Here is a 20,987-nt window from a genome sequence, read left to right on the forward strand (position 1 = left end):
CCGGGGTCAGCGGACTGATGGAGATGTGTCGCAGGTGGGCTCAGCTACCGGCGATGAGTTGTGCGGGCCCGAACACGTTGCCGTTGCTGTCGGGGGCTTGTCCGGGGAAGGTGTAGACGTTGCCGTTGGCGGTGCGGGCCCAGAGGTCGGCCTTGCCGTCGGCGTCGAAGTCTCCGTCGGAGGACACCTGGGGGTAGGCGGCGGTGTCGAATCCGGTGGCGATCAGGGTGGGGGTGCGGCTGTAGGCGCCGAGGTCGACAGTGCCGTCCGCGTTCTTGGCGGAGGCGTACTGGTAGAGCTTGCCGTCGGTGCGGTCGCGGGCCCAGAGCTCGGGGATGCCGTCACCCGTGACGTCGCCGGGGACGATGATGTCCTGGTTCTGCCGGTCGGCGGGACCGATCGGGGTTGCCTGGTCGAAGGCGCCCGTGGTCAGGCTGCCCGTGAACAGCCACAGTCGCGAGTGGCCCGTGGCGTCCTCCTCGATGGTGAAGAGGTCGTTCGTGTAGTCACCGAAATCGCCGATGGGCACACCGTCCACGTCGCCGGCCGCGATGATCTGTTTCACCCGGTCCCAGTTCCTCGCATACGACGCGCAGGTTCCTTGAGCGGAGGGACCGTCGGTGCAAGTGCTCGGACGAGGCATGACCACTTGCCGGCTCGTGTTGAAGTAGCCGTCGGCGGGTCGTGAACCGGGCGAATTGAGGTACAGGTACAGCGATCGTCCTGCGAACGTGTAGAGGTCGTCGGCTCGGTCACCGCCACGGTGGCTGACCAAGGCGCCGGTCCAGGTGTAGTCGTCCATCGGCCCCTCGTCAGCCGACGCAGCGACTCGACCACCTGCCGCGGGATCGTCCCCCGCGCTGTAGAACCGAAGGCCCCCGGCCGCGTCGGTACCGAGTATGTCCACCTTCCCGTCGCGGTTGATGTCACCAGGCTTGGGTGCGGGCGGGTTGGGGTCGCTCGGCGCGAAGAAGGCATAGAGCCTCGGCTGCGAGGTGTTTCCCGCTCGATCGACGGTCTGCGCGGAGAGTGTGTTGGAGCCCCAGTCGGTGACTGTCAGGGCGGGGGTCCGCCAGGTACCGGAAGGTGCGTCGTAGATCGCGCGTGCCGCTCCGCCGACCGGGATCGGCCCGTTGAGGGAGTATTCGACGGCGATGATGTCGGGTCCGGCGGTGCTGGTGTCGAAGATGAAGACGCCTTGTTGTCCGGCGTATTTGCCGCCGCCGTTGGTCGGGAAGTCCTGGCTCGTGACGACCGGCAGTCCCGGTGGGGTTTTGTCGAAGGTGAAGGTGCAGCCCGTGGCGCGGATCGGGTCGGGTTGGTTTGCGCGGCCGGACTCGACGCTCCACGCGTAGGTCTTGCCGTCGGTGAGCGTGGTACTGGGAATCCGCGCCTGGGCCACGTGGGTGCCGTATGCCTCCGAGCCCCAACCACTGTCCCAGGTGGTCGGGTTGCCGTTGCCGATTTCGTGGAGTTCGAAGTGGGCGCCGACGAGTGGCCCGTTCGGATCGCCGACGGTGGCGAACAGGTCGATGGTGCCGACGGTGGGGTTCAGGGCGCCGACGTAACCGCAGCTGTCTGCCGAGCCGTTGACCGGGACCGGGTTCATCCGCAGGTTTGTGGGGCCCGAGGTGGCGCCTGCGGCGGAAGCGGGTCCGGTCAGCAGGCCGCAGGCGAGGGCGCCGGCGGCCAGGGCGGAGAGTCGACGGCCGTTGGTGCGGGGTTTCCTACGGGGCATGGGTGTACTCCTCGTGTCGCCGGGATCACCGGACTGCGGTAGGCAACCAGGCGACTGGGACACCCGCAACGGGTATGAGGGGCAGCGGACTTGCCGTGGTGACGGAAGGTGGCGGGAGGGAGGCGTGAAGTTATGTTTGGCTTCCGGGATTTCCTGCTGTGCCCGGGTTGGCGGTGGGCGAGACACTTGGCACGGCCAACAGGTTGTAGTGAGAGATGGCACATTGTGGTGGTGGGTCGGCGGTGGGCGGGAAAACCCGTGGCCGGGGGTGGGGGCGGCCGGCAACGTGTCGGGGCATGGTGATGTTGCGTCAGATTCGGGCCGATTTCGATGCCGCGTCGATTGTGGTGTATCAGGCCTACGCGCCGGCTATTGCCGAACCCGCTTTGCGGGAGGGGCGGTTCGTGGCACCGTTTTCGTTCGGACGGATGACGTGGGTCAAGCCGTCGTTCCGGTGGCTGATGCACCGTAGTGATTGGGCGCGAAAGGCGGGCCAGGAGCGGGTGTTGGCCGTGCGGATCAGTCGGGCGGGGTTCGAGGACGCGCTCGGGCGGGCGGTGTCGACCGAGGGTTCGGTGGCCGGTGCCGACGTGCATGTGCAGTGGGATCCGGAACGGTCTTTGCGTGGGGCGGCGTTGAATCACTACAGCATTCAGGTCGGGATCGGGCGGGATGTGATCCGGACCTTCAACGACGAGTGGATCGTCGGAATCGCCGACCTGACGCCGGTGGTGCGGCGGGTGGCGGGGCTGCTCAAGGAGGGCCGAGTGGCGCAGGCTCAGCGGTTGTTGCCAGTCGAGAGGCCGTACCCGCTGGCCGCGTCGCCGGCTCGACGGGTTGGGGCGGACGGCTGAGGTTTGTGTGCGAGCGGCGTGCGGGATTCGCCGCGGGTGCGGGTGCGGGTGCGGGTGCGGGTGCGGGTGCGGTGGCTGAGCTGGGCTGGTTTGGGGTGCGGGGCCGGGTACGCGGGTGCCGGGAGGCGCGCGCGTACCCGGATGCCGTCAGGCGTGGGTGCCGCCGTCTACTCGGATTTCGGTGCCGGTGATGAAGGCGCCGTCTTCGGAGGCGAGCATCGCGATGACGCCGGCGATGGCGTCGGGGCCGGCCATCGGGGCGCCGCCGGACTCGAGGTCGGTGGCCAGGATGGGGGAGAGCTTGGCGAACAGCTCCCAGTCGGTGTCCGCCGGGAGGTAGCCCGAAGTCGCGTCGGTGATACCGGACTTGATGCTGCCGGGGGCGACGTTGACGGCGCGCAGACCCTGCTTGCCGTATTCGAGGGCCAGGGCGTGGGTGAAGGACTGGATGCCGCCCTTGCTCGCCGCGTAGGCCGCCATGTACGGGTGGGCGAAGGCTGCCGAGGTCGAGCTGAAGTTGACCACGACGCCGTTGCCGGTGGCCAGGAGGGCGGGCAGCGCCTCGCGGGTGACCAGGAACGTACCGGTGAGGTTGACCGTGATGATCCTGTTCCACAGGTCGAGCGAGGTGGCGTGGGTGTGTTCGGCGCGCAGGATGCCGGCGGCGTTGACCAGGACGTCCAAGCCGCCGAGCTCGGTGACGGCGGTACGGACGCCTGCGACGACCGAGGCCTCGTCGGCGATGTCGACCACGAGGGTGGTGAGGCGGTCGGCGATGCCCTCGTCGGTGGCGAGTTCGCGGGTGCGGTCGAGTCCGTCGGGGATCACGTCGGCCGCGACGACCCGGCCGCCTTCGCGGAGCAGCCGGAGGGCCGTTGCCTGGCCGATGCCGGAGCCGGCGCCGGTGACCAGGATGCGGCGGGTGTCGAAGCGGTTCATGGGGGCCTTCTTCCGGGCGAGTGGGGGATTGGTGGGTGTATTTTTATTGCACGCTACGCCTAACCTGCGCGTTGTGCCATTAATTCCCTGCGGGGCATTAGGCTGGGTGGATGGATGCTGCTTCTACCGGCTCGGATCCGGATCTGAACTCGGTGCCGCGGGTGCGTGTCGCGCGTGCCGCGCGGGTCGGGCGGCCTTCGTTGACCGAGCGGCGGAAGGCCGATACGCGGACCGAGGTGTCGCGGGCGGCGGTTCGGTTGTTCGCGGAGCGGGGGTTCGACGAGACGACCGTCGAGGACATCGCCGAGGCATCCGGGATGGCGTTGCGGACGTTCTACCGCTACTTCCGGAGCAAGGAGGAGACCGTCGCGCCGGTGTTGTCGGCCGGGATCGCGGACTGGGTCGGCCGGTTGGCGGCGTGCGACCCGGCGGTGGGGCTGTTGGAGGCGATGACGACCAGCTATCGCGCGGCGATGCGGCACGCGCGGGAGGTGGACGGGGTCGACGACGCGCAATTGCGGGTGGTGCTGCGGACGGCGGACGGGCATCCGGCGTTGCGGGCGGTGTGGTTGGCGGTGCACCAAGACTGCGAGGAACGGTTGCGGCCGGTCATCGCGGAGCGGGTGGGGGCGGAGGCGGACGGGTTGGCCGTGCGGTTGGCCGCGGGCGCGGCGAACGTTGCGGTTCGGGTGGCGATGCAGCGGTGGGCGGCGGCGTCGTCGTCGGGGCGGGCGGGTGTGGGGGGCGATGCGGCGGATCAGGTGGCGGTGGCGTTGGCGCGGGTCGCGGACGGTGGCCTTCTCCGCGCGTGACGGGTGGCCTCAGGCGCCGGCCGGGCTGGGTGGCCTCAGGCGCCGGCCGGGCTGGGTGGCCTCAGGCGCCGGCCGGGCTGGGTGGCCTCAGGCGCCGGCCGGGCTGGGTGGCCTCAGGTGCCGGCCGGGCTGGGTGGCCTCAGGTGCCGGCCGGGCTGGGTGGCCTCAGGTGCCGGCCGGGCTGGGTGGCCTCAGGTGCCGGCCGGGCTGGGTGGCCTAGCCAACCGTCCAAGTACCCCCGTTGGGACCGTCGCTCGGCGGGCTCAGAGAGTTGCCGTCGTTGAGGCCGTCTGTGCTGGTTCGGGGCTCGAGTGGGGGGAGAGGGTTGGTGGCGTGGGTCTTGGAGGGTGGGGGGTTCGGGGGAGGGTTATGGCTATGGTGAGGCCGCCGTGGTGGTTGGCGGTGGTGGTGATTTGGGCTGCGTGGGCGTGGACTATCGCTTGGACTATGGACAGGCCCAGGCCGGAGCCCTTGGAGGAGCCTGTGCGGTTGGGGCGGAAGCGGCGGAAGGGTTCGAAGAGTTCGGGGATGTGGTCGGCGGGGATGACCGGGCCGGTGTTGCGGACGCGGAGGGAGCCGGCCGAGACGCCGACCGTGACGAAGCCGCCCGCGTGGTTGTGACGTACCGCGTTCTCGACCAGGTTGGTGACCAACTGGCGCAGCAGCAGCGGGTCGCCGGCGACCATGCTGCCGGCGAGGTTCGCGTCGACTCGTACGCCCGCCCGTTCGGCCGCCGGGCGGGTCTGGCGCAGGACGTCGGCGGTCAGTTCGTCGAGGGCGACCGGGGACGCCTGGACGTTGCCGCGTTCGCTCACGGCGAGGTTCAGCAGTCCGTCGATCAGGTGCTCGGTGCGACGGTTCAGTGCGAGGAGTTGTTCGCGCGTCGCCACGATGTCTTCCGGGGAGTGCGGGTCGGCCAGGCCGATCTCGATCGCCGTGCGTTGGATGGTCAGCGGCGTACGCAACTCGTGTGAGGCGTTGGCGACGAACAGGCGCCTGCTGTCGAAGGACTTCTCCAGGCGATCGAGCATTCCGTCGAACGTGTCGGCGAGTTGCTTGAGTTCGTCGTCCGGGCCCGGCATGGCGATTCGCTCGTGCAGGTTGTGTTCGGACAAGCGGCGTGCCGTCGCGGTGATTCCGTGGACCGGGCGCAGCACCCTGCCGGACATCCACCAGCCGACCAGGATCGAGGCCGCCGCGAGCAGGAGTAGCGCGGCGCCGAGCACGGTGAGGAGTTGACTCATCGTCACGTCCTGGCCGGTGGTGGTCAGGCGACGCATCGTCTCGGAGGGGATCATGTTGAGTTGGGCCGGCATACCGGGTGCCGGGTAGGCCGGCTGGGCCTCGCCCGTAATCGGCATGGCCGTGCCGTAGGTGGCCGCGGGATCTGTCGCGACCGTCCTGGCCAGTGCGGTCGGCAGCCGCTGCGACAGCCGCTGGTCGACGAACCAGTACACGATGCCCAGCAGCACCGTGCCGACGACGAGCGACATGCCGCCGTACAGGAGCGCGAGTCGGGCTCGGGCCGACGGGCGGCGGAACACGGCTTGGGAGAGCAGTCGAAGATCCCCCGCCCTGCCGCTCATATCAGGTACCCCGAGCCGGGCACGGTCCGGATGACCTGGGGGTCGCCCAGTTTGGCGCGCAGTTTGGACATGGTCACGCGCACGGTGTTGGAGAAGGGGTCGATGTTCTCGTCCCAGACGCGTTCCAGCAGTTCCTCGGCGCTGACCACCGCGCCGTCGGCGGCCATCAGGGTGGCGAGCACGGCGAACTCCTTGTGCGCGAGGCGGACGTACTCGCCGTTGCGGGTGACCTGGCGGCGGGCGCTGTCCAGCACGATGCCGTGCTTCTCCAGCACCGGCGGGACGGCCGGGGTGGCACGCCGGCCCAGGGCCTGGACGCGCGCCAGCAACTCGGCGAACTCGAACGGCTTGGGCAGGTAGTCGTCCGCGCCCAGGCGCAGCCCCGCGACCCGCTCGGGGACCGTACCGGCGGCGGTCAACATCAGGATGCGGGTGCGCAGCCGACCGGCCACGACCGCCTGGCAGACATCGTCGCCGTGCGTGCCGGGCAGGTCGCGGTCCAGCACCAGGACGTCGTAGTCGTTGACCATCAGCCGCTCCAGCGCGCTGTCGCCGTCGTACGCGACGTCCACCGCGATCGCCGCCCGGCGCAGTCCTCGGGCTATCAGATCGGCCAGTAGTTCCTCGTCCTCGGTCACCAGGACTCGCAAGGTCTCGTCGCTCCGCTTCGGCCAGGGGTGGGGTGGGGCGGGGTGGGGCGGGTGGGAGACGTACTCCACCGCCATGGATGGGGATGGGGCCAACCCCACTGTTTATACGCGAGCCCGTGTTAGCTCCGGATAACCAATTCGGGAGACGGCCCGGTAACGCGCTGCCGCGTAGACCTGCTGTCGCACGCCTCGACTTCGACTTCGACGCCGACATCGGTCGACGACGTCGGGGCGGGCACGACCACAGGCCCTACGAACAGGCGGGAGCGGCAGTGATGACGAGGTTTGGGCGCACGGGATCGGGACGACCCCTGGCGCTGCGGTTGGCGGTCGGGGTGGTTCTGGCGAGTGGCCTCGCCTTGAGCACGGCCGGGTGCGGTGACGACGGCGGCGGCTCGGCGAAGAACAAGGTGGCCTCGGGCGGTGGCGGCGGCGAGAAGGCCGGCGGCCAGTCGGATTCGGGCAAGAAGGGTGACGCCTCGGACCGCGAGCAGATGGTCAAGTTCGCGGGCTGTATGCGTGAGCACGGCATCGACATGCCGGACCCGGAGCCCGGCGAGGGCGGTGCGATGAGTGCGATGGGCGTCCCCGCGGACGGCGACATGTCCAAGACCGAGAACGCGCTCAAGGCGTGCGAGAAGTACCAGCCGAAGAGCGACTTCGACCCCAACGACCCCAAGTTCAAGGAGTGGCAGGCCAAGAACGCGGAGTGCATGCGCGAGAACGGCGTCGACATGGGCGACGGCACGGGCATGGTGACGCTCGAAGCGGGTGACGAGAAGACCACCAAGGCGCTCGAAGTGTGCAACAAGAAGGTTCCGCCGTTCGAGAAGAAGAAGTAGGGGCGGCGACGTGGTTTCGATCGACACCCCACAGCACTACGAGTACGAGGACGGAGCCGCGCCGGCCCCGGCGGAGCCGGACCGTTCGGCGTATCCGCGGGAGCGTCGGCGGCGCCGTCGGCGGCGCGCACTCGCGGCGGCCCTGGTGCTCGCCTCGGCGGGCGGCGCGGCGGCCGTTCTGCTCGCGGACGGCGGCGGCGACGCCGAGGCATCCGCGAACCGCACCAAGTTGGACGCGGTGCCGGTGACCCGGGTGGACCTGGTCGAGCGGCAGAACGTGGACGGCAAGCTCGGATACGCGGGCACGTACTCCGTGAACGCGGCCGCGCCCGGTCCGGAGAAGGAGACCCCGCCCCCGGGCGGCGGGAACAAGCCGCAGGGCGGCGGCACTCCGCCGCCGTCGCAGGGCCCGGGTGGCGGCAATCAGCCCCAGGGTTCGGGTGGAGGGTCGGGTTCGGGTGGAGGGTCGGGTTCGGGTGGGGGTTCCGGTCAGGGTGGTTCGCCGCCGGATGCCGGGAACAACGCGGGGCCCGGGACCGTCACCTGGCTTCCGGGTGTGGGCGACACGTTGTCGCGTGGTGATCGGGTGTACGGGCGGGACGGGACGAAGGTGCCGTTGTTCTACGGCGAGACGCCGTTCTGGCGGGCGCTGTACGTCGGGGTGGACAAGGGTGCGGACGTCCGCGAGTTGGAGCAGAACCTCCAGGCCCTGGGGTACGGCGGGTTCACCGTGGACGAGAAGTTCACCGACACCACCGCCGCCGCGGTGAAGAAGTGGCAGAAGGACATGGGGCACAGGCAGACCGGCCGGTTCGATCCCGGCGACGCGGTCGTGCTGCCCGACTCGGTCCGGGTCGGCGAGGTGACCGCGGTCCTGGGCGCGGGTTCGCAGGGGCCGCTGTTCAAGGCGAGCGGCACCGGCCGCCGGGTCACCGTCAACCTGCCGGTCAACAAGCAGACGCTGGCGAACAAGGACGCCAAGGTCCAGGTCACCCTCCCCGGCGGGAGGACCGCGACCGGGACCGTCACCCGGGTCGGCACCGTGGCCAAGGAGGGCGAGCAGTCCCAGGGCGGCGCACCGCAGGGTCAGGACAAGGCCACCATCCCGGTCGACATCGCCCTCGACCAGCCCAAGGACGCGGGCACCCTGGACGGCGCGCCGGTCACCGTCGGGTTCACCGGCAAGGAGCGCAAGGGCGTGCTCACCGTCCCGGTCAACGCGCTGCTCGCGCTCGCCGAGGGCGGCTACGGCGTCGAGGCCCTCGAACCCGACGGCGGCACCCGACTGCTGAAGGTCGAACTCGGGATGTTCGCGAACGGGCGGGTCGAGGTGACCGGCGACGGCGTGACCGAGGGCCTGAAGGTCGGGGTGCCCAAGGCATGAGGAGACATCGCAGAACGCCGCGCAAGACGGCCGAACCGGGACCACCCGGCGTTCACGGCCCGGTGCCCGTGATCGAACTCGACGGGGTCGGCCGGTCCTACCCCGGCGGCGTGCGGGCGCTGATCGACGCGAACCTGACCGTCGGGGCGGGCGAACTCCTCGCGGTGGTCGGGCCGTCCGGGTCCGGGAAGTCGACCATGCTCCAGTTGATGGGCACCCTGGACCGGCCGACCCAGGGGGTGGTGCGCCTCCTCGGGCACGACGTCGCGCGGCTGAGGGACCGTCAACTCTCCGGCGTGCGGGCCAACTGGATCGGCTTCGTGTTCCAGCAGTTCTTCCTCACCGAGCACTTCACCGCGGTCGACAACGTGGCCAACGGCCTCTACTACCACGGCATCCCGGTCCGCGAACGCCGCGAACGCGCCGCCGACGCGCTGGCCCGGGTCGGCCTGGGCAGCCGACTCGACCACGTCCCCCGCGAATTGTCCGGCGGCGAACGCCAACGCGTCGCCATCGCCCGCGCGCTGGTCGCCCGACCCGCACTGGTCCTGGCCGACGAACCCACCGGCGCACTCGACTCCCGCTCCGGAGCGACGGTGATGCGACTGCTGCACGAACTGCACACGGACGGCACCACCATCGTCGTGATCACCCACGACCCCGGGATCGCCCGATCGCTGCCCCGCCGGGTGGAGATCCTCGACGGCCGCATCCACGCCGACAGCGGCGCGAGCGGCGTATCGGCAGACCAGCCGGTGGGGGTGCCCGGATGACGACGCGCGATCACGACACCGCCCCCCGACCGGCACCGGCACCGGTGCCGCTGCCGGGGACGGCCCGGCTCGGGCCCGTCGACGTGGTGCGGGTCGGCCTGCTCGGAGTGCGCGGCCGACCGATGCGCGCGGTCCTGTCCGGCCTGGGCATCGCGATCGGGATCGCCGCGATGGTCGCGGTCCTGGGCATCGGCACCGCCAGCCAGGCCCGACTCATGGACCAGATCCGGAGCCTGGGCACCAACATGCTCTCGGTCGGACCCGGCGACTCCATGTTCGGCGGCAAGGTACCCCTGCCCGAGGACGCCGTCGACATGGTCCGCCGCATCGGCCCCGTCACCTCCGCCAGCGCCACCGCACAACTCGACGGCCGCAGCGTCCGACGCACCGACCGCATCGACCCCCGCGAGACCAAGGGCATCACCGTCGCCGCCACCCGCGAGGACCTGCTCGACACCATCGGCGGCCGGGTGGCGAAGGGGCAGTGGTTCAACGCCGCCACCTCCCGCTACCCCACCGTCGTGCTCGGCGCGCGGGCGGCGGAGTTGCTCGGCGTCGACGGGCCGAACCGACAGGTGTGGATCGGCGAACGGTGGTTCACCGTCATCGGCGTCCTGGCTCCGGTGCCGCTGGCCCCCGAGGTGGACCTCTCCGCACTGGTCGGCTGGTCGGCGGCGCGGGAGGTGCTCGGCTTCGACGGACACCCCACCCGGATCTACGAACGCTCCGCCGAGGACGCGGTCGACGACGTACGCAACGTCCTCGCCGCGACCGCCAACCCGGCCGACCCCGCCGGCGTCAAGGTCAGCCGCCCCTCCGACGCCCTGGAGGCACAACTCGCCGCCAAGAACACCTTCACCGGACTGTTCGTCGGCCTCGGCGCGGTCGCCCTCCTCGTCGGCGGCGTCGGAGTCGCCAACACCATGGTCATCTCCGTACTCGAACGCCGCCAGGAAATCGGACTGCGCCGAGCCCTGGGCGCCGGACGCGGCCAGATCCGCCTCCAATTCCTCACCGAGGCCGTCACACTCTCCGGCATGGGCGGCATCGCCGGCGTCCTCCTCGGACTGATCGTCACCAGCGCATACGCCCACGCCCAGGGATGGCCACTCGTACTCCCCTGGCCCGCCATCCTCGGCGGCGTCGCCGCATCCGTGGCCATCGGCGCACTCGCCGGCCTCTACCCGGCCGGCCGCGCCGCACGACTACCACCAACCGAGGCACTCAGCTCCGGCTGAGGACGGGACGCAGGCGGCGTCGCGAGGCCCGGGCGCCGAGTGCCAAGTGCCGAAGGCACGTCGCGGATGGGCCGGTTCGGGCCCGAGCCGGGTGACACCGGCTCGGGTCGGGGCCGGCCGCGGCGTCGGCTCGACTCTCGACGCCGCCTTAACAGAACCTGGGCAAAACCTGGGCACCAGCTGGGCAAGACTTGACCGCGTTCGCCCCTCGACGGCCCGGGGTACGCGTCCCGCGCCCGACCACTCGACGCGATGCTCGAAGCCGCCCGACCACGGATCTCACCATCCGCGATCGGATGGATTCGGTACGTCACGGGCGTGAATTTCGTACGCCGCACGCCCGTTCCGCCTACCAGCCGTCGAACCAACCGCCGAGCGAGCGGTTGTCGGCGTACCGGGTCGCATCCGGCGCCCTGGGCATCGGTGCAGGTCGGCAGGGCGTGGGGAGGGATTTCATACGACCAGATGATGACCTCGGCATGGTGAAGTCATCGATTCGGTTGACGATGGCCGGCGCCGGCAGTCGGTAATCTTTGGTGTGGAAAGCGGTTCACCACCTACCGCATCGCCCGGCCGACCGGAATCTGTCGCAACCGCGGAGCGTCCGCCCAGCGTCAACACTCCGACCGGTGTGTCGTGTCCTCGTCCTACGATGGCGCAGCTGAGGGCAGGACGTGGTGAATGCCACAACGCCACCGGCCCGGGTCCGTGGCTGTCGGACTCGACGAGTCGTTGGGGGTTGGTCAGCAGTGTTGCGCGTTCTCGACGATCGCCGGGACGACGGCGACGACTGCGCCGGCGGGTCCGCCCCGGCGGGGACGCTCACCCGGGCTCGGGTGCCCGACAGTGCCGAGTCGATGGCCCAGGACACCGTGCGGAAGCCGGTCGGCGAAGGTTCGTCCGCCGCACCGCGCGGCTGGCGCGGCCGGTTGTGGTCCGCGCCCTTGCAACTGCTTCTCTTCCTGTGGCGGACCCTGTGCGGTGAGTGGCGCGGGATCGTCGCCGATCCGGTCCGGCAACTGTGGCGCACCCGCGGCAAGGGGCTCACGCTCGCGGTGGTGGCCAGCTCCGCGGTGATCTTCTTCCACGCGATCGGGCAGACCCCCACCGGCAAGACCGCGGTGCGCCTCCTCGGCGGTGTGAGTGCCGACCTGCCGCTGTGGCTGGCGCTGCTGCGGACGCCGATCTCGCTGTTCGTGCCCGCCTTGAACCTGCCGGTCTGGGCGGGCATCACGCAGTTGTTCCTCGCCTTCGCCATCGCCCAGCTCTCGCTCGGGGCGGGCCGCACGCTGATGGTCGCCTACGTGACCACGCTCGCGGGCACGATGGGTGCCCGGATCATGATCGCGATCGGCCCGGACCACGCGATCGGGCTGCCCTCGTCGGCCGCGCACGTGCTGGACACGGGTCCGTCGGCGGCCGTGGTGGGCTTGTTCACGTACCTCTCGATCATTCACCGCGCACCCATACTCTTCACCATCACCGGCGGGTCGATGGTCCTGGAGTCGCTCGTCCTGCCCAACCTGGCCGGCCGGGAACACCTGATCGCGGTGGGCGCGGCGATCGTCCTGGGTCTGCTCGCGGGGCGTACGCGCCCGCGGTGGTTGGCCTGGACGGACGGCCCTCGGGCGAGGATGGCCGCACTGAGTTCGGGCCCTCGGGCGCGGGCGCGGGTGTTGTGGGCGATGCCGGGTACGTGGGTTCGCGGGATGTTGCCTCCGGGGCGGTCGGGGCGGAGGGCCGAGTCCGACCCGGAGGTCGTTCCCGAGCGAACACGCGAGAACGCCTGATTCGGCTGGATGGTCACCCGCCCGCTCGGCCCGTTGTGGTTGGTGCGGAGGTCGGGGTTTCAAGGCATGGGCGTGGCCTGCTCCGGCCCCTCGGCGTTTTGTGGTTCGAGAGGGAGTGGTCCAGACCAATATTGCGTCTCGTTCGGCGTGGTGGATACCTTCGGTCCACCGCGCCACGCCCTGTTTCGGCGCGGGTCGAGGCACGTCGGGATCACCTCGTGCTCCGCTTCGTCGCAGCCGGAGGTACCGCCGTCATGACCGTTTCCCTCGTGCCCGGGTCGGTGATGGCCGGTGAGATCGCGGCCCAGCCCGCAGGGTTGGCTCGGATCCTGACCGAGGGGCTCGGGGCGATCCGCGCCGTCGCCGAGGAGATCCGGGCGCGCGATCCGAGGTTCGTGCTGTTCACCGGGCGAGGGACCTCCGACAACGCGGGGCTGTACGCGCGTTACCTCACCGAGGTGCTGCTCGGCCTGCCGGCGGGCCTGACCTCGATGTCCACCACGACCGCCTACCGTGCACGGCAACGTCTGGCCGGCTGCCTGGTGGTGACGGTGAGTCAGTCCGGTGGCTCCCCGGACCTGATCGCCTCCGCCCGGCAGGCCCGCGCGGACGGCGCGCTCACCCTCGCGGTGACCAACAACGCCGACTCGGTGCTCGCGCGCGAGTCCGACCTGCATCTGGACGTGCTCGCCGGCCCGGAACTCGCGCTGCCCGCGACCAAGACCTACACCGCCGAGTTGCTCACCCTGTTCCTGCTGGTGGACCACCTTCGGGGCGGCACCGGCGAGGCGGCGCGGACGCTGCCCGAGGCGGCCCGCGCGATCCTGGAGCGGCAGGGCGAGATCGAGGCGCCCGCCGAGCGGTACCGGTTCGCGGACCGACTCGTGGTCACCGCGCGCGGCTACGGGTACCCGACCGCGCGCGAGGCGGCGCTCAAGATCATGGAGACCAGCTACATCGGCGCGCAGGCGTTCTCCGGCGCGGACCTGATGCACGGCCCGCTCGCGATCGTCGACCGGGCCTGGCCGGTGCTCGCGGTGGCACCGGACGGCGCGGGCGGGACCGCGCTGCGGCCGGTGCTGGACCGGCTGCGCGAACGCGGCGCGGATCTGTACGTGATCGGGTCCGCCGAAGCGGTGGCCGAGTACGGTCGGGGCTTCGTGTTGCCGACCGGGGTCGCCGAGGAGGTGTCGCCGATCCTGGAGATCCTGCCGCTGCAACTGCTCGCGCGCGAGGTCGCGCTGGGACGCGGCTGCGACCCGGACGCGCCTCGGGCACTGGCGAAGGTCACCGAGACGCGGTAGTCGACCGGGACGCGGGAGTCGACCGGGACGCGGTGGTCGACCGGGACGCGGGAGTCGCCGAGCCCGTCGGTGGGCGCTGTCAGGCCGTGCGGTCCAGGTCGGTCGCGGCCTCGCGGGCGTCCAGGAGTTCGTCCCAGTTCGCCGCCGCCCAATCGCACGCGGCGGCCATCGGGACCAGCATGCTGCGGCCCAGCGGGGTGAGGGCGTAGGTGACCCGGCGGACCGGGGCGTCGTGGGCGGTGCGGCTGATCAGCCCGTCGCGTTCGAGCGTGCGCAGCGACCGGGTGAGCACCTTCGCGGTGACGCCGCGCATGGGCACGCGCAGTTCGGAGAAGCGCCGCGGACCGCCCTCCAGACAGCGGATGATCATCGCCGCCCATTTGTCGCCGAACCGGATCGGGGACAGGTTCGACGGGCAGACGGGGTCGAACATGTCCGCGGACAGGGGTTCCGTGGTCGCCTCGCTCATGGGCCCAGCGTAGTTGGTATCCGGGAGGTAACCAGGGCCCTGGGTAGCGTTCGCGGCGGTGGTCGAGACAAGGCATCGACCCGGACGAGCGGGGTGGCATCCATGAGCGACATCATCGTTTTCGGCGCGGGTGGTCGGACCGGACGCACGGCCGTCGCGGAGGCGTTGCGCCGGGGGCACCGGGTCACCGCCGTGGTGCGCGATCCGGCGAAGTACCCGGATTTGGCCGACTCGGACGTACGGGTGGTCGCGGGCGACGTGACCGACGCGGACGCGGTGGCCGAACTCGCGGCGGGCCACGACGCGGCGGTCGCGGCGGTGTACGACCCGGCGGCGCCGGTGGGCGACTTCTTCGGGCGGGCGGTGCGGGCGCTGTTGGACGGGCTGTCCCGGGCGGATGTGGGGCGATTGGTGTGGGTGGGCCTGGCCTCGGTGTTGCCGACCGAGTCCGGCGAGTTGCTGATGGATACGCCGGGATACCCGCAGGAGTACCGGGCGTTCTTCCTCGCGCACGCCGAGGGCAACGCTGCGTTGAGCGCGTCGCAGGCCGGGCCGGAGTGGGTCGTGCTGAGCCCGGCGGGCGACTTCGACCACGAGGGCGTCCGTACCGGGCACCATCGCGTCGCGCCCGCCGACGCGGAAAGCCGGGTGTCCTACCCGGACTTCGCGATCGCGCTGCTGGACGAGATCGACACGCCGAAGCTGCGCGGGGTGCACGTCGGGATCGAGGACGGGCGATGAGCGGGTCGGTCGTGGACAGCCCCGATCCGTGGGTGGCGGATCACATCCGGCGCTTCGTGGAGAGCGACGGGCAGGCTCGGGAAGGGATCGACGACCTCCTGTTGACCACCCGCGGGCGCCGGTCGGGGCTGCTGCGGCGGACCGCGTTGGTGTACGCGCGCGACGGTGATCGATGGATCGTGGCCGGTTCGAACCGGGGCGGCGAGCGGCATCCGGCGTGGTACCTGAACCTGGTCGCCGATCCGGCCGTGACGATCAGGATCGGGGCCACGGACGTGCCGGCCCACGCGCGCACCGCGACGGCGGCGGAGAAGCCGAGGTTGTGGGGGCTGATGGTGGCGGCGATGCCGTCGTACCAGGCGTATCAGGAGGGCACGACCAGGGACATCCCGGTGGTGATCATCGAGCGGGCGGCGGCGCTCGCGGGCATCGGGTGAGGGTGCGGGCCGGCCGGGCTCCCCCGGGCAGGCCCTACGCTCTCGCGGAGCCGGTGTGTTCGACCGCGAACAGGCGGTGCTCGACCCGGTCGAGGGCCACCCGTACGGCGCCGAGCGCGACGCCGTCGGCGCCCAGGGCGGACAGTTCGACGCGTGGCATGCGCAGGCACAGCCGGCGCAGTTCGCTGGTCAGCGGCGGAACGGCGTCGGCGAGGCCCGCCGCCCAGCCGCCGATCACGACGATCTCCGGATCGAGCGCCAGCACGAGCGCGGTGACGTCGTGGATCAGGCGCTGGACGAACCGGTCCACCGCCTCGGTCGCGGTCGGGTCGCCCGCGGCCGCGTGCCGGAACACCTCGCCGACGGCCGCCTCGTCCAGCGGCGGCAGCGGTGTGCCGGTGGTGGACAACAGGTTCTCCGGGGTGACCTGCCGGCCGAGCAGGTGCAGCGCGCCGATCTCGCCGGCGGCGCCGCCGAAGCCGCGGTGCAGGCGGCCGTTGATGAACGAGCCGGCGCCCGGGCTGAGGCCGGCCATCACGTAGACGATGTCGTCGGAGCCGACCGCGACGCCCTTCCAACGCTCGCCGATCGCGGCCAGGTTGGCGTCGTTCTCCACCTGGACCGGACAACTGAACGAGCGGCCGAGTCGGCCGGCGAGGTCCAGGCCGGTCCAGCCCGGCATCGCCGAGGACAGCGTGACCACACCCTCGGTGTCCACGATCCCGGGTGTGCCGATGCCCACGCCCCACAACGAACCGCGCGAGATCTGGGCCCGACGCAGGGTCTCGGTGATCAGGCCGCGGACTCGCTCCAGGCGGTCCTCGGCCTCGCAGTCCTCCTCGACGGTGCGCGCGGCGCGGCCGACGATCGTGCCGCCGAGGTCGGCGAGCACGACCCGGACGTGGTGCACGCCGACGTCGACGCCGAGCAGGTGGCCGGCCTCGGCGTGGAAGCGGAAGCGTCGGGCCGGCCGGCCGCGCGGGCGGCTGCCGTCCTCGCTCTCGGCGGTGGTGGTCTCCACGACCAGGCCCTCGGCGAGCAGTCCGTCCACGACACCCTCGACGGTGGGGCGGGACAGCCCGGTGGCCTCCATCAGCGCGGTCACCGTCAGCACCTCGCCACCGCGCAGCGCGCGCAGGGTCGCGGCGGAGTTGATCCGTCGGACCACGGACGAGTCCCCGCCGGTCGCCTGTGCCACAGCTCTTGTCCTCTCATCGCGCCGTCGCGCGCTACGTTCGTCCGGGCGCGCGCGCCCGTCGTGCACGTCGTCGTTCAGGCGCGGATGGTACCCAGATTTCCCGTCGGATCAGGACGCGGGCCGCAACGCGGTCGGCCCGGCTTCGGCGAACGCGAGCCGGCAGGTGTCCGCACGATACGTGGCCACGGTGACCGCGGCGGTCCGGCCGAGCGCGGTGTACGTCGTCGTCACGATCAGCACGGCCGTACCCGGCGGACGCTCCAGGTAACGGGCTTCCTCGGCCTCGGCCACGCCCAGTTCGACCGCGCGGTGCCGGCCCTCCAGGCGGTGGCCGCGCAGTTGGCGAAGCATCAGCGAGGCGCGCTCGAAGCCCGGGACGCGGGTGGACAGCGACGGGACGACGGCGCGCGAGACGTACAGGCACTCCAGGCCGACCACCTGGCGCATGGAGAACTGGCGACGGCGCAGCCGGTGCACCAGGGCCGAGGGGCGGCCCTTGAGGGTGTCCGCGAACTCGTCGGTCACCGGCACGGTGGCGCAGTCGATCACTTCGCGGTCGCGCAGGTCCACGCCCGGCCAGCCCTCGCCGTCGGCGCTGAGCGAGACGTCCACGCGCGGGCCGGCGACGGTGGTGCCGGCGCCGCGCTTGCGGACCAGGCGGCCTTCGAGTTCGAGCTGCTCCAGTGCGTGCCGAAGGGTGGCGCGGGCGACGCCGAAACGGGCCGCGAGTTCGCGCTCGTTGGGCAGGATGTCGCCGGAGTTGAAGTCCTCGTCGATCGCCTTGAGCAAGGACGTGCGCAGTTGCCAGTACTTGGGCTCGCCGAAGACCGCTTCGTCCGGCAATGTCGCCATGCTGCTCACGGACGCCCCCTCGGCTGGCCGACGCCTGCGCGGCGCGGACTTATTGCATGCTCGGTTTAGTAAAGACGGTTGAATATAACCGCGTTGGACCACGAAAGGTCCAGACCAAGTCGGTCGAACTTCCCGGTGACCTGGCTCACACCGATCCGCTCGATGCGGTGTCTCCTGCGCTGACCTGCGCGAATGGTTCGCCGCCCGATCCGGGGGCGGGCGTCGCGAGCGGAATCCGGTGTGACTGCGAAACCGCGCGGGGGCGTTCCGATGACCCGCTCGTTCCACGCCACCCGCGCATCCGGGGCCGCGCGGTGGGCGGTCGGCCGACCCGGTTCGGCAAGGCCCGGCAGGGAGCGGACTCCCGACGAGGGCTCATGCCCGGAGCCTGCCCGACCGCGAAGACGACCCGACGAAAAGACGTCCCCATTCGGGAAACGCGCGGACGAACATCGAACGTCGAACATCGAATGCCGGACCGGACGGACCCGATGTCGGCGCGGACCGAGGCGCGTCGTCCGTCACGGCGTCTCGGTGCGGGGTGGGCCCGGTGGGCCCGGTGGGGTCGCGAGGGGGTGGGGGCAGGAGGGAGGGGTGGGGGTGGAGGGGATGCGCATGCGACGCATCAGGTCGGCGATGAGGCGGGCGGGGTCGGTGTTGTGCCAGGTGGTGCCCGGGTGGGTGGCCTGGAGATGGGACAGGGCCCGGGTGCCCAGGCCGGTGTCGCGGAAGGGCTCGCGCACGCGCACCTCGGTGATCACGCCCAGTGCGCACAGGGGGCAGACCCGGTAGGTGACGCAGCCGACGATCCGCCGCCGGTGCACCAGGAGCAGGCATGCGCCGCCGTCGTGCGCGGGATCGGCGGAGTGCACCAGATCCACCTCGCGGTAGGCGAGCAGTCGTCGGCGCAGGCGGCCCTTGCGGCGTCGGGCTCGGCGGTGGCGCCCGGTCGGTCGGGTGGTCGCGGCCGCCTGCGCCGGCGTGGGCGGTCGGGGGCTCGGGGCGGGGATGTCGATGCCCGACATGGCGTCGATTGTTGACATGCCGGGACGCCTGCCCGCATTGCCCGGAGTGATACCCAACCGTCCGGGTGACGCGTTCGGGTCCCGGGCGTTGCCGCCGAGCGCCCGGGGTGATGCCGCCGGGTGCCGCCGGCGCGTCGCGGTCGGCCGCGAGTGCGCCTCGAAGTTCGGCAAAATTGGTCCAGTCCAATGTATTGACGGCCCGGAACCGGAGGGCCACCCTTTGGCCATTGGTCTATACCACGCCCCTCCACAGGAGTCCCCCGTGGTCCGTCGCTTCGTCCCCGTCCTGGCCGCGGCCGCCGCGTCGGCCGGTCTGCTCTCGATGTTCGCGCTGACCGGCGGTGCGACCGCCGCCGGGCCCGCCACATCCCCGGCAGCCGGCATCGGCAGCAACTGGTACGCCGCCGCCCCCTACCTCATGCCGCTCGACAACGATCCGCCGGACGCCGGCGCGGTGATGGACGCCACCGGCCTCAAGGCGTTCCAGCTCGCGTTCATCCTGGCCCCCAACGGCGGTGGTTGTACGCCGACTTGGGACGGCACCAAGCCGACCGCGACGGACACCGCGGTGGCGGGCGTGATCGCAGCGATCCGGGCCAAGGGCGGCGACGTCTCGGCGTCCGCCGGCGGCTACGGCGGCACCAAGCTCGGCCAGACCTGCGGCACGCCCGAGGCCACCGCCGCCGCGTACCAGCAGGTGATCGACAAATACTCGCTCAAGGCACTGGACTTCGACCTGGAGGAGCCGGAGTACGAGAACGCCGCGGCCATCCGCAACGAGATCGGCGCTGCGAGGATCATCCAGCAGCGCAACCCCGGCATCTACCTCTCGGTGACCACGGCCGCCACCGCCGACGGCACCGGCTGGTTCGGCAAGCAGATGCTGAACGAGGCCAAGGCGCAGGGCTTCATCCCGGACAACTTCTCGATCATGCCGTTCGACGGCGGATTCAACGGGGCCGCGGCGCAGACCTCGGCGCTGACCAACTTCAACACCATCCTGCGGAACACGTTCGGATGGGATGCCGCCACCGCCTATGCGCACGAGGGTGTTTCGCAGATGAACGGACGCAGCGACACCGGCGAGTACTTCCTCCAGGCCGACTTCCAGGCCGTGTACGACTACGCGGTCGCCCACCACATGGCGCGCTTCACGAACTGGTCGGTCAACCGGGACCGCCAGTGCACACCGCCGGACAACAACGGCAAGACCTCCGGCGTGTGCAGCAGCGTGCCGCAAGGGGCCTGGGACTTCACCAAGTTCTCCGTACGGTTCGCGGGTGCCACGCCGCCCACCACGACCCCGCCGACGACGACCCCGCCGACCACCGTGCCGCCGAGCACGTGCACCACGACGGCGTGGGACCGGGCGGCGATCTACGTCGCGAACAACACCGTGTCGCACAAGGGGCATTCGTGGAAGGCGAAGTGGTGGACGCAGGGCGAGGAGCCGGGTACGACCGGCCAGTGGGGTGTGTGGCAGGACCTGGGCGCGTGTTGACCGGAGCACCGATGTCCGGAGTACATGATCGTCGGCGCCGGTCGACCCGGCCGCCGAGATACCGGCGCCGCCGGGCGTGACGACGCCGCGGTGAGCGCGTGACGGACCGGAGTCGCAGATGTGGCGAACTCCGGTCCGTCGGCGTATGCGGCGGTCCCGGTGGGGTGGTGGCGACGCGGCCATCCCGACGGTGGGGCGTGCCGACGCGGTCTCAGTCGGTCGGCAGGTCGAGCAGGTCGAGTTGATACTCGGTGGACCGGTGGGTGGGGCGGTAGCCGAGGGCGTCGTTGATCGCGAGCATCGCGCGGTTCTCGGCGGCGGTGTCGGTGCACAGACCGGCCAGATCCGGGTGCCGGTCCCGGGCTCGGAGGATCGCCTCGGCCTGGGCCAGGAGCGATCGGCGCCCGTCCGCGCGGGCCGCCTCCACGGCCGCGGCCAGGAGCCGACCGCCGGTGCCGCGGCGGCGCTCGGCCGGGTGGACCCGCAGGTCGAGTTCGGCCAGGTGGTCCTGCCCGGGCCTGGTGAACAGCCGCAGGAAGGCCGAGCCGAGCGGGATCCCGTCGGCATCGGAGGCCGGCCAGGCCAGTCGGCGACCGGCCGGGCTCTGCGCGGGGTCGCTCAGCGGGGTGAGGTGCGTGGGCAACAAGACTCCAGCGAAGGGCGCGGGTCGGGAAGAGGACGCTCGAAACCGGTGGGGCCGATTCGGGGCATCCGGGCACTCGCGCGCATCCGCCGCACACCTCCTCGCTCGGCCGGGGCCCGACCGCATGGCGGGCGGTGAGGTGGCGAACGTAGCCGGCGCGGCGGCCCGACGGCAAGGGCGGCACCGCGGACCCGCCGAGTCGGGGCGCCGG

The 20,987-nt window shown here is 71.4% G+C and carries 20 protein-coding genes; 11 read left to right on the forward strand and 9 right to left on the reverse strand.

Annotated elements, in window-relative coordinates; translation table 11 throughout:
* Positions 1-40: 40 nt before the first annotated feature.
* Positions 41-1,738, reverse strand: coding sequence for a hypothetical protein (locus OG948_RS30310; protein WP_406299491.1), 1,698 nt, complete (start codon positions 1,736-1,738; stop codon positions 41-43).
* A gap of 296 nt (positions 1,739-2,034) precedes the next feature.
* On the opposite strand from OG948_RS30310, the gene OG948_RS30315 reads away from it, so the two are divergent.
* Positions 2,035-2,592: a DUF4291 domain-containing protein gene (locus OG948_RS30315; protein WP_406299492.1), complete on the forward strand. Its 558-nt coding sequence runs from the start codon at positions 2,035-2,037 to the stop codon at positions 2,590-2,592.
* A gap of 147 nt (positions 2,593-2,739) precedes the next feature.
* Here OG948_RS30315 and OG948_RS30320 read toward each other — a convergent pair whose 3' ends face one another.
* Positions 2,740-3,531, reverse strand: coding sequence for an SDR family NAD(P)-dependent oxidoreductase (locus tag OG948_RS30320; RefSeq protein WP_406299493.1), 792 nt, complete (start codon positions 3,529-3,531; stop codon positions 2,740-2,742).
* 110 nt (positions 3,532-3,641) lie between these two features.
* Here OG948_RS30320 and OG948_RS30325 point away from each other — a divergent pair, with 110 nt between their 5' ends.
* Entirely contained in the window at positions 3,642-4,343 is a 702-nt protein-coding gene (locus tag OG948_RS30325) for a TetR family transcriptional regulator (RefSeq protein WP_406299494.1), read from the forward strand.
* Between the two features lie 263 nt (positions 4,344-4,606).
* On the opposite strand, the gene OG948_RS30330 is transcribed toward OG948_RS30325, so the two are convergent.
* On the reverse strand, positions 4,607-5,929 hold the full coding sequence (locus OG948_RS30330) for an ATP-binding protein (RefSeq protein ID WP_406299495.1): 1,323 nt from the start codon (positions 5,927-5,929) through the stop codon (positions 4,607-4,609).
* Positions 5,926-6,579: a response regulator transcription factor gene (locus tag OG948_RS30335; protein ID WP_395873940.1), complete on the reverse strand. Its 654-nt coding sequence runs from the start codon at positions 6,577-6,579 to the stop codon at positions 5,926-5,928. Before OG948_RS30335 ends, OG948_RS30330 begins: the two co-directional genes overlap by 4 nt.
* Positions 6,580-6,854: 275 nt before the next feature.
* On the opposite strand from OG948_RS30335, the gene OG948_RS30340 reads away from it, so the two are divergent.
* From OG948_RS30340 to OG948_RS30365, 6 genes are all read left to right on the forward strand, one after another.
* Entirely contained in the window at positions 6,855-7,421 is a 567-nt protein-coding gene (locus OG948_RS30340) for a hypothetical protein (RefSeq protein ID WP_406299496.1), read from the forward strand.
* 10 nt (positions 7,422-7,431) lie between these two features.
* A complete protein-coding gene (locus OG948_RS30345; RefSeq protein ID WP_406299497.1) occupies positions 7,432-8,805 on the forward strand; it encodes a peptidoglycan-binding protein in 1,374 nt (457 codons plus the stop codon).
* Entirely contained in the window at positions 8,802-9,578 is a 777-nt protein-coding gene (locus tag OG948_RS30350; RefSeq protein ID WP_406299498.1) for an ABC transporter ATP-binding protein, read from the forward strand. The genes OG948_RS30345 and OG948_RS30350 overlap by 4 nt, the downstream gene beginning before the upstream one ends.
* Positions 9,575-10,816: an ABC transporter permease gene (locus tag OG948_RS30355; protein ID WP_406293165.1), complete on the forward strand. Its 1,242-nt coding sequence runs from the start codon at positions 9,575-9,577 to the stop codon at positions 10,814-10,816. The genes OG948_RS30350 and OG948_RS30355 overlap by 4 nt, the downstream gene beginning before the upstream one ends.
* A 749-nt stretch (positions 10,817-11,565) precedes the next feature.
* Positions 11,566-12,606 (forward strand): hypothetical protein, encoded by a 1,041-nt coding sequence (locus tag OG948_RS30360; RefSeq protein WP_406299499.1) that lies wholly within the window; start codon positions 11,566-11,568, stop codon positions 12,604-12,606.
* A gap of 254 nt (positions 12,607-12,860) precedes the next feature.
* Positions 12,861-13,910, forward strand: a complete 1,050-nt coding sequence (locus tag OG948_RS30365; RefSeq protein ID WP_406299500.1) for an SIS domain-containing protein — start codon at positions 12,861-12,863, stop codon at positions 13,908-13,910.
* Between the two features lie 79 nt (positions 13,911-13,989).
* On the opposite strand, the gene OG948_RS30370 is transcribed toward OG948_RS30365, so the two are convergent.
* On the reverse strand, positions 13,990-14,379 hold the full coding sequence (locus OG948_RS30370; RefSeq protein WP_406299501.1) for a winged helix-turn-helix transcriptional regulator: 390 nt from the start codon (positions 14,377-14,379) through the stop codon (positions 13,990-13,992).
* Positions 14,380-14,481: 102 nt separating this feature from the next.
* Here OG948_RS30370 and OG948_RS30375 point away from each other — a divergent pair, with 102 nt between their 5' ends.
* Positions 14,482-15,120, forward strand: a complete 639-nt coding sequence (locus OG948_RS30375) for an NAD(P)-dependent oxidoreductase (RefSeq protein ID WP_406299502.1) — start codon at positions 14,482-14,484, stop codon at positions 15,118-15,120.
* Positions 15,117-15,557, forward strand: coding sequence for a nitroreductase family deazaflavin-dependent oxidoreductase (locus OG948_RS30380; protein WP_406299503.1), 441 nt, complete (start codon positions 15,117-15,119; stop codon positions 15,555-15,557). The genes OG948_RS30375 and OG948_RS30380 overlap by 4 nt, the downstream gene beginning before the upstream one ends.
* A gap of 34 nt (positions 15,558-15,591) precedes the next feature.
* On the opposite strand, the gene OG948_RS30385 is transcribed toward OG948_RS30380, so the two are convergent.
* The 3 genes from OG948_RS30385 to OG948_RS30395 all read right to left on the reverse strand — a co-directional run bounded on the left by OG948_RS30385 (position 15,592) and on the right by OG948_RS30395 (position 18,650).
* Positions 15,592-16,755 carry an ROK family protein gene (locus OG948_RS30385; protein ID WP_406299504.1) on the reverse strand — a complete coding sequence of 388 codons (1,164 nt, stop codon included), beginning with the start codon at positions 16,753-16,755 and terminating at the stop codon, positions 15,592-15,594.
* A gap of 108 nt (positions 16,756-16,863) precedes the next feature.
* Positions 16,864-17,607, reverse strand: coding sequence for a GntR family transcriptional regulator (locus tag OG948_RS30390; RefSeq protein ID WP_406300369.1), 744 nt, complete (start codon positions 17,605-17,607; stop codon positions 16,864-16,866).
* A gap of 521 nt (positions 17,608-18,128) precedes the next feature.
* Positions 18,129-18,650 (reverse strand): hypothetical protein, encoded by a 522-nt coding sequence (locus OG948_RS30395; protein WP_406299505.1) that lies wholly within the window; start codon positions 18,648-18,650, stop codon positions 18,129-18,131.
* 244 nt (positions 18,651-18,894) lie between these two features.
* On the opposite strand from OG948_RS30395, the gene OG948_RS30400 reads away from it, so the two are divergent.
* Complete coding sequence (locus tag OG948_RS30400) at positions 18,895-20,133, forward strand: carbohydrate-binding protein (RefSeq protein WP_406299506.1); 1,239 nt, start codon at positions 18,895-18,897, stop codon at positions 20,131-20,133.
* A 211-nt stretch (positions 20,134-20,344) separates the two neighbouring features.
* Here the strand turns inward: OG948_RS30400 and OG948_RS30405 are convergent, their stop codons facing one another.
* A complete protein-coding gene (locus tag OG948_RS30405; protein WP_406299507.1) occupies positions 20,345-20,776 on the reverse strand; it encodes a GNAT family N-acetyltransferase in 432 nt (143 codons plus the stop codon).
* Positions 20,777-20,987 lie beyond the last annotated feature (211 nt).

The organism is Embleya sp. NBC_00888 (assembly GCF_045207655.1).
Lineage (GTDB): Bacteria > Actinomycetota > Actinomycetes > Streptomycetales > Streptomycetaceae > Embleya.

Coding starts and splice junctions, on each gene's coding strand:
- OG948_RS30310 (WP_406299491.1), bottom strand. CDS start 1,738: ATGCCCCGTAGGAAACCCCGCACCAACGGCCGTCGACTCTCCGCCCTG.
- OG948_RS30315 (WP_406299492.1), top strand. CDS start 2,035: ATGGTGATGTTGCGTCAGATTCGGGCCGATTTCGATGCCGCGTCGATT.
- OG948_RS30320 (WP_406299493.1), bottom strand. CDS start 3,531: ATGAACCGCTTCGACACCCGCCGCATCCTGGTCACCGGCGCCGGCTCC.
- OG948_RS30325 (WP_406299494.1), top strand. CDS start 3,642: ATGGATGCTGCTTCTACCGGCTCGGATCCGGATCTGAACTCGGTGCCG.
- OG948_RS30330 (WP_406299495.1), bottom strand. CDS start 5,929: ATGAGCGGCAGGGCGGGGGATCTTCGACTGCTCTCCCAAGCCGTGTTC.
- OG948_RS30340 (WP_406299496.1), top strand. CDS start 6,855: ATGACGAGGTTTGGGCGCACGGGATCGGGACGACCCCTGGCGCTGCGG.
- OG948_RS30350 (WP_406299498.1), top strand. CDS start 8,802: ATGAGGAGACATCGCAGAACGCCGCGCAAGACGGCCGAACCGGGACCA.
- OG948_RS30355 (WP_406293165.1), top strand. CDS start 9,575: ATGACGACGCGCGATCACGACACCGCCCCCCGACCGGCACCGGCACCG.
- OG948_RS30365 (WP_406299500.1), top strand. CDS start 12,861: ATGACCGTTTCCCTCGTGCCCGGGTCGGTGATGGCCGGTGAGATCGCG.
- OG948_RS30370 (WP_406299501.1), bottom strand. CDS start 14,379: ATGAGCGAGGCGACCACGGAACCCCTGTCCGCGGACATGTTCGACCCC.
- OG948_RS30375 (WP_406299502.1), top strand. CDS start 14,482: ATGAGCGACATCATCGTTTTCGGCGCGGGTGGTCGGACCGGACGCACG.
- OG948_RS30380 (WP_406299503.1), top strand. CDS start 15,117: ATGAGCGGGTCGGTCGTGGACAGCCCCGATCCGTGGGTGGCGGATCAC.
- OG948_RS30390 (WP_406300369.1), bottom strand. CDS start 17,607: ATGGCGACATTGCCGGACGAAGCGGTCTTCGGCGAGCCCAAGTACTGG.
- OG948_RS30395 (WP_406299505.1), bottom strand. CDS start 18,650: ATGTCAACAATCGACGCCATGTCGGGCATCGACATCCCCGCCCCGAGC.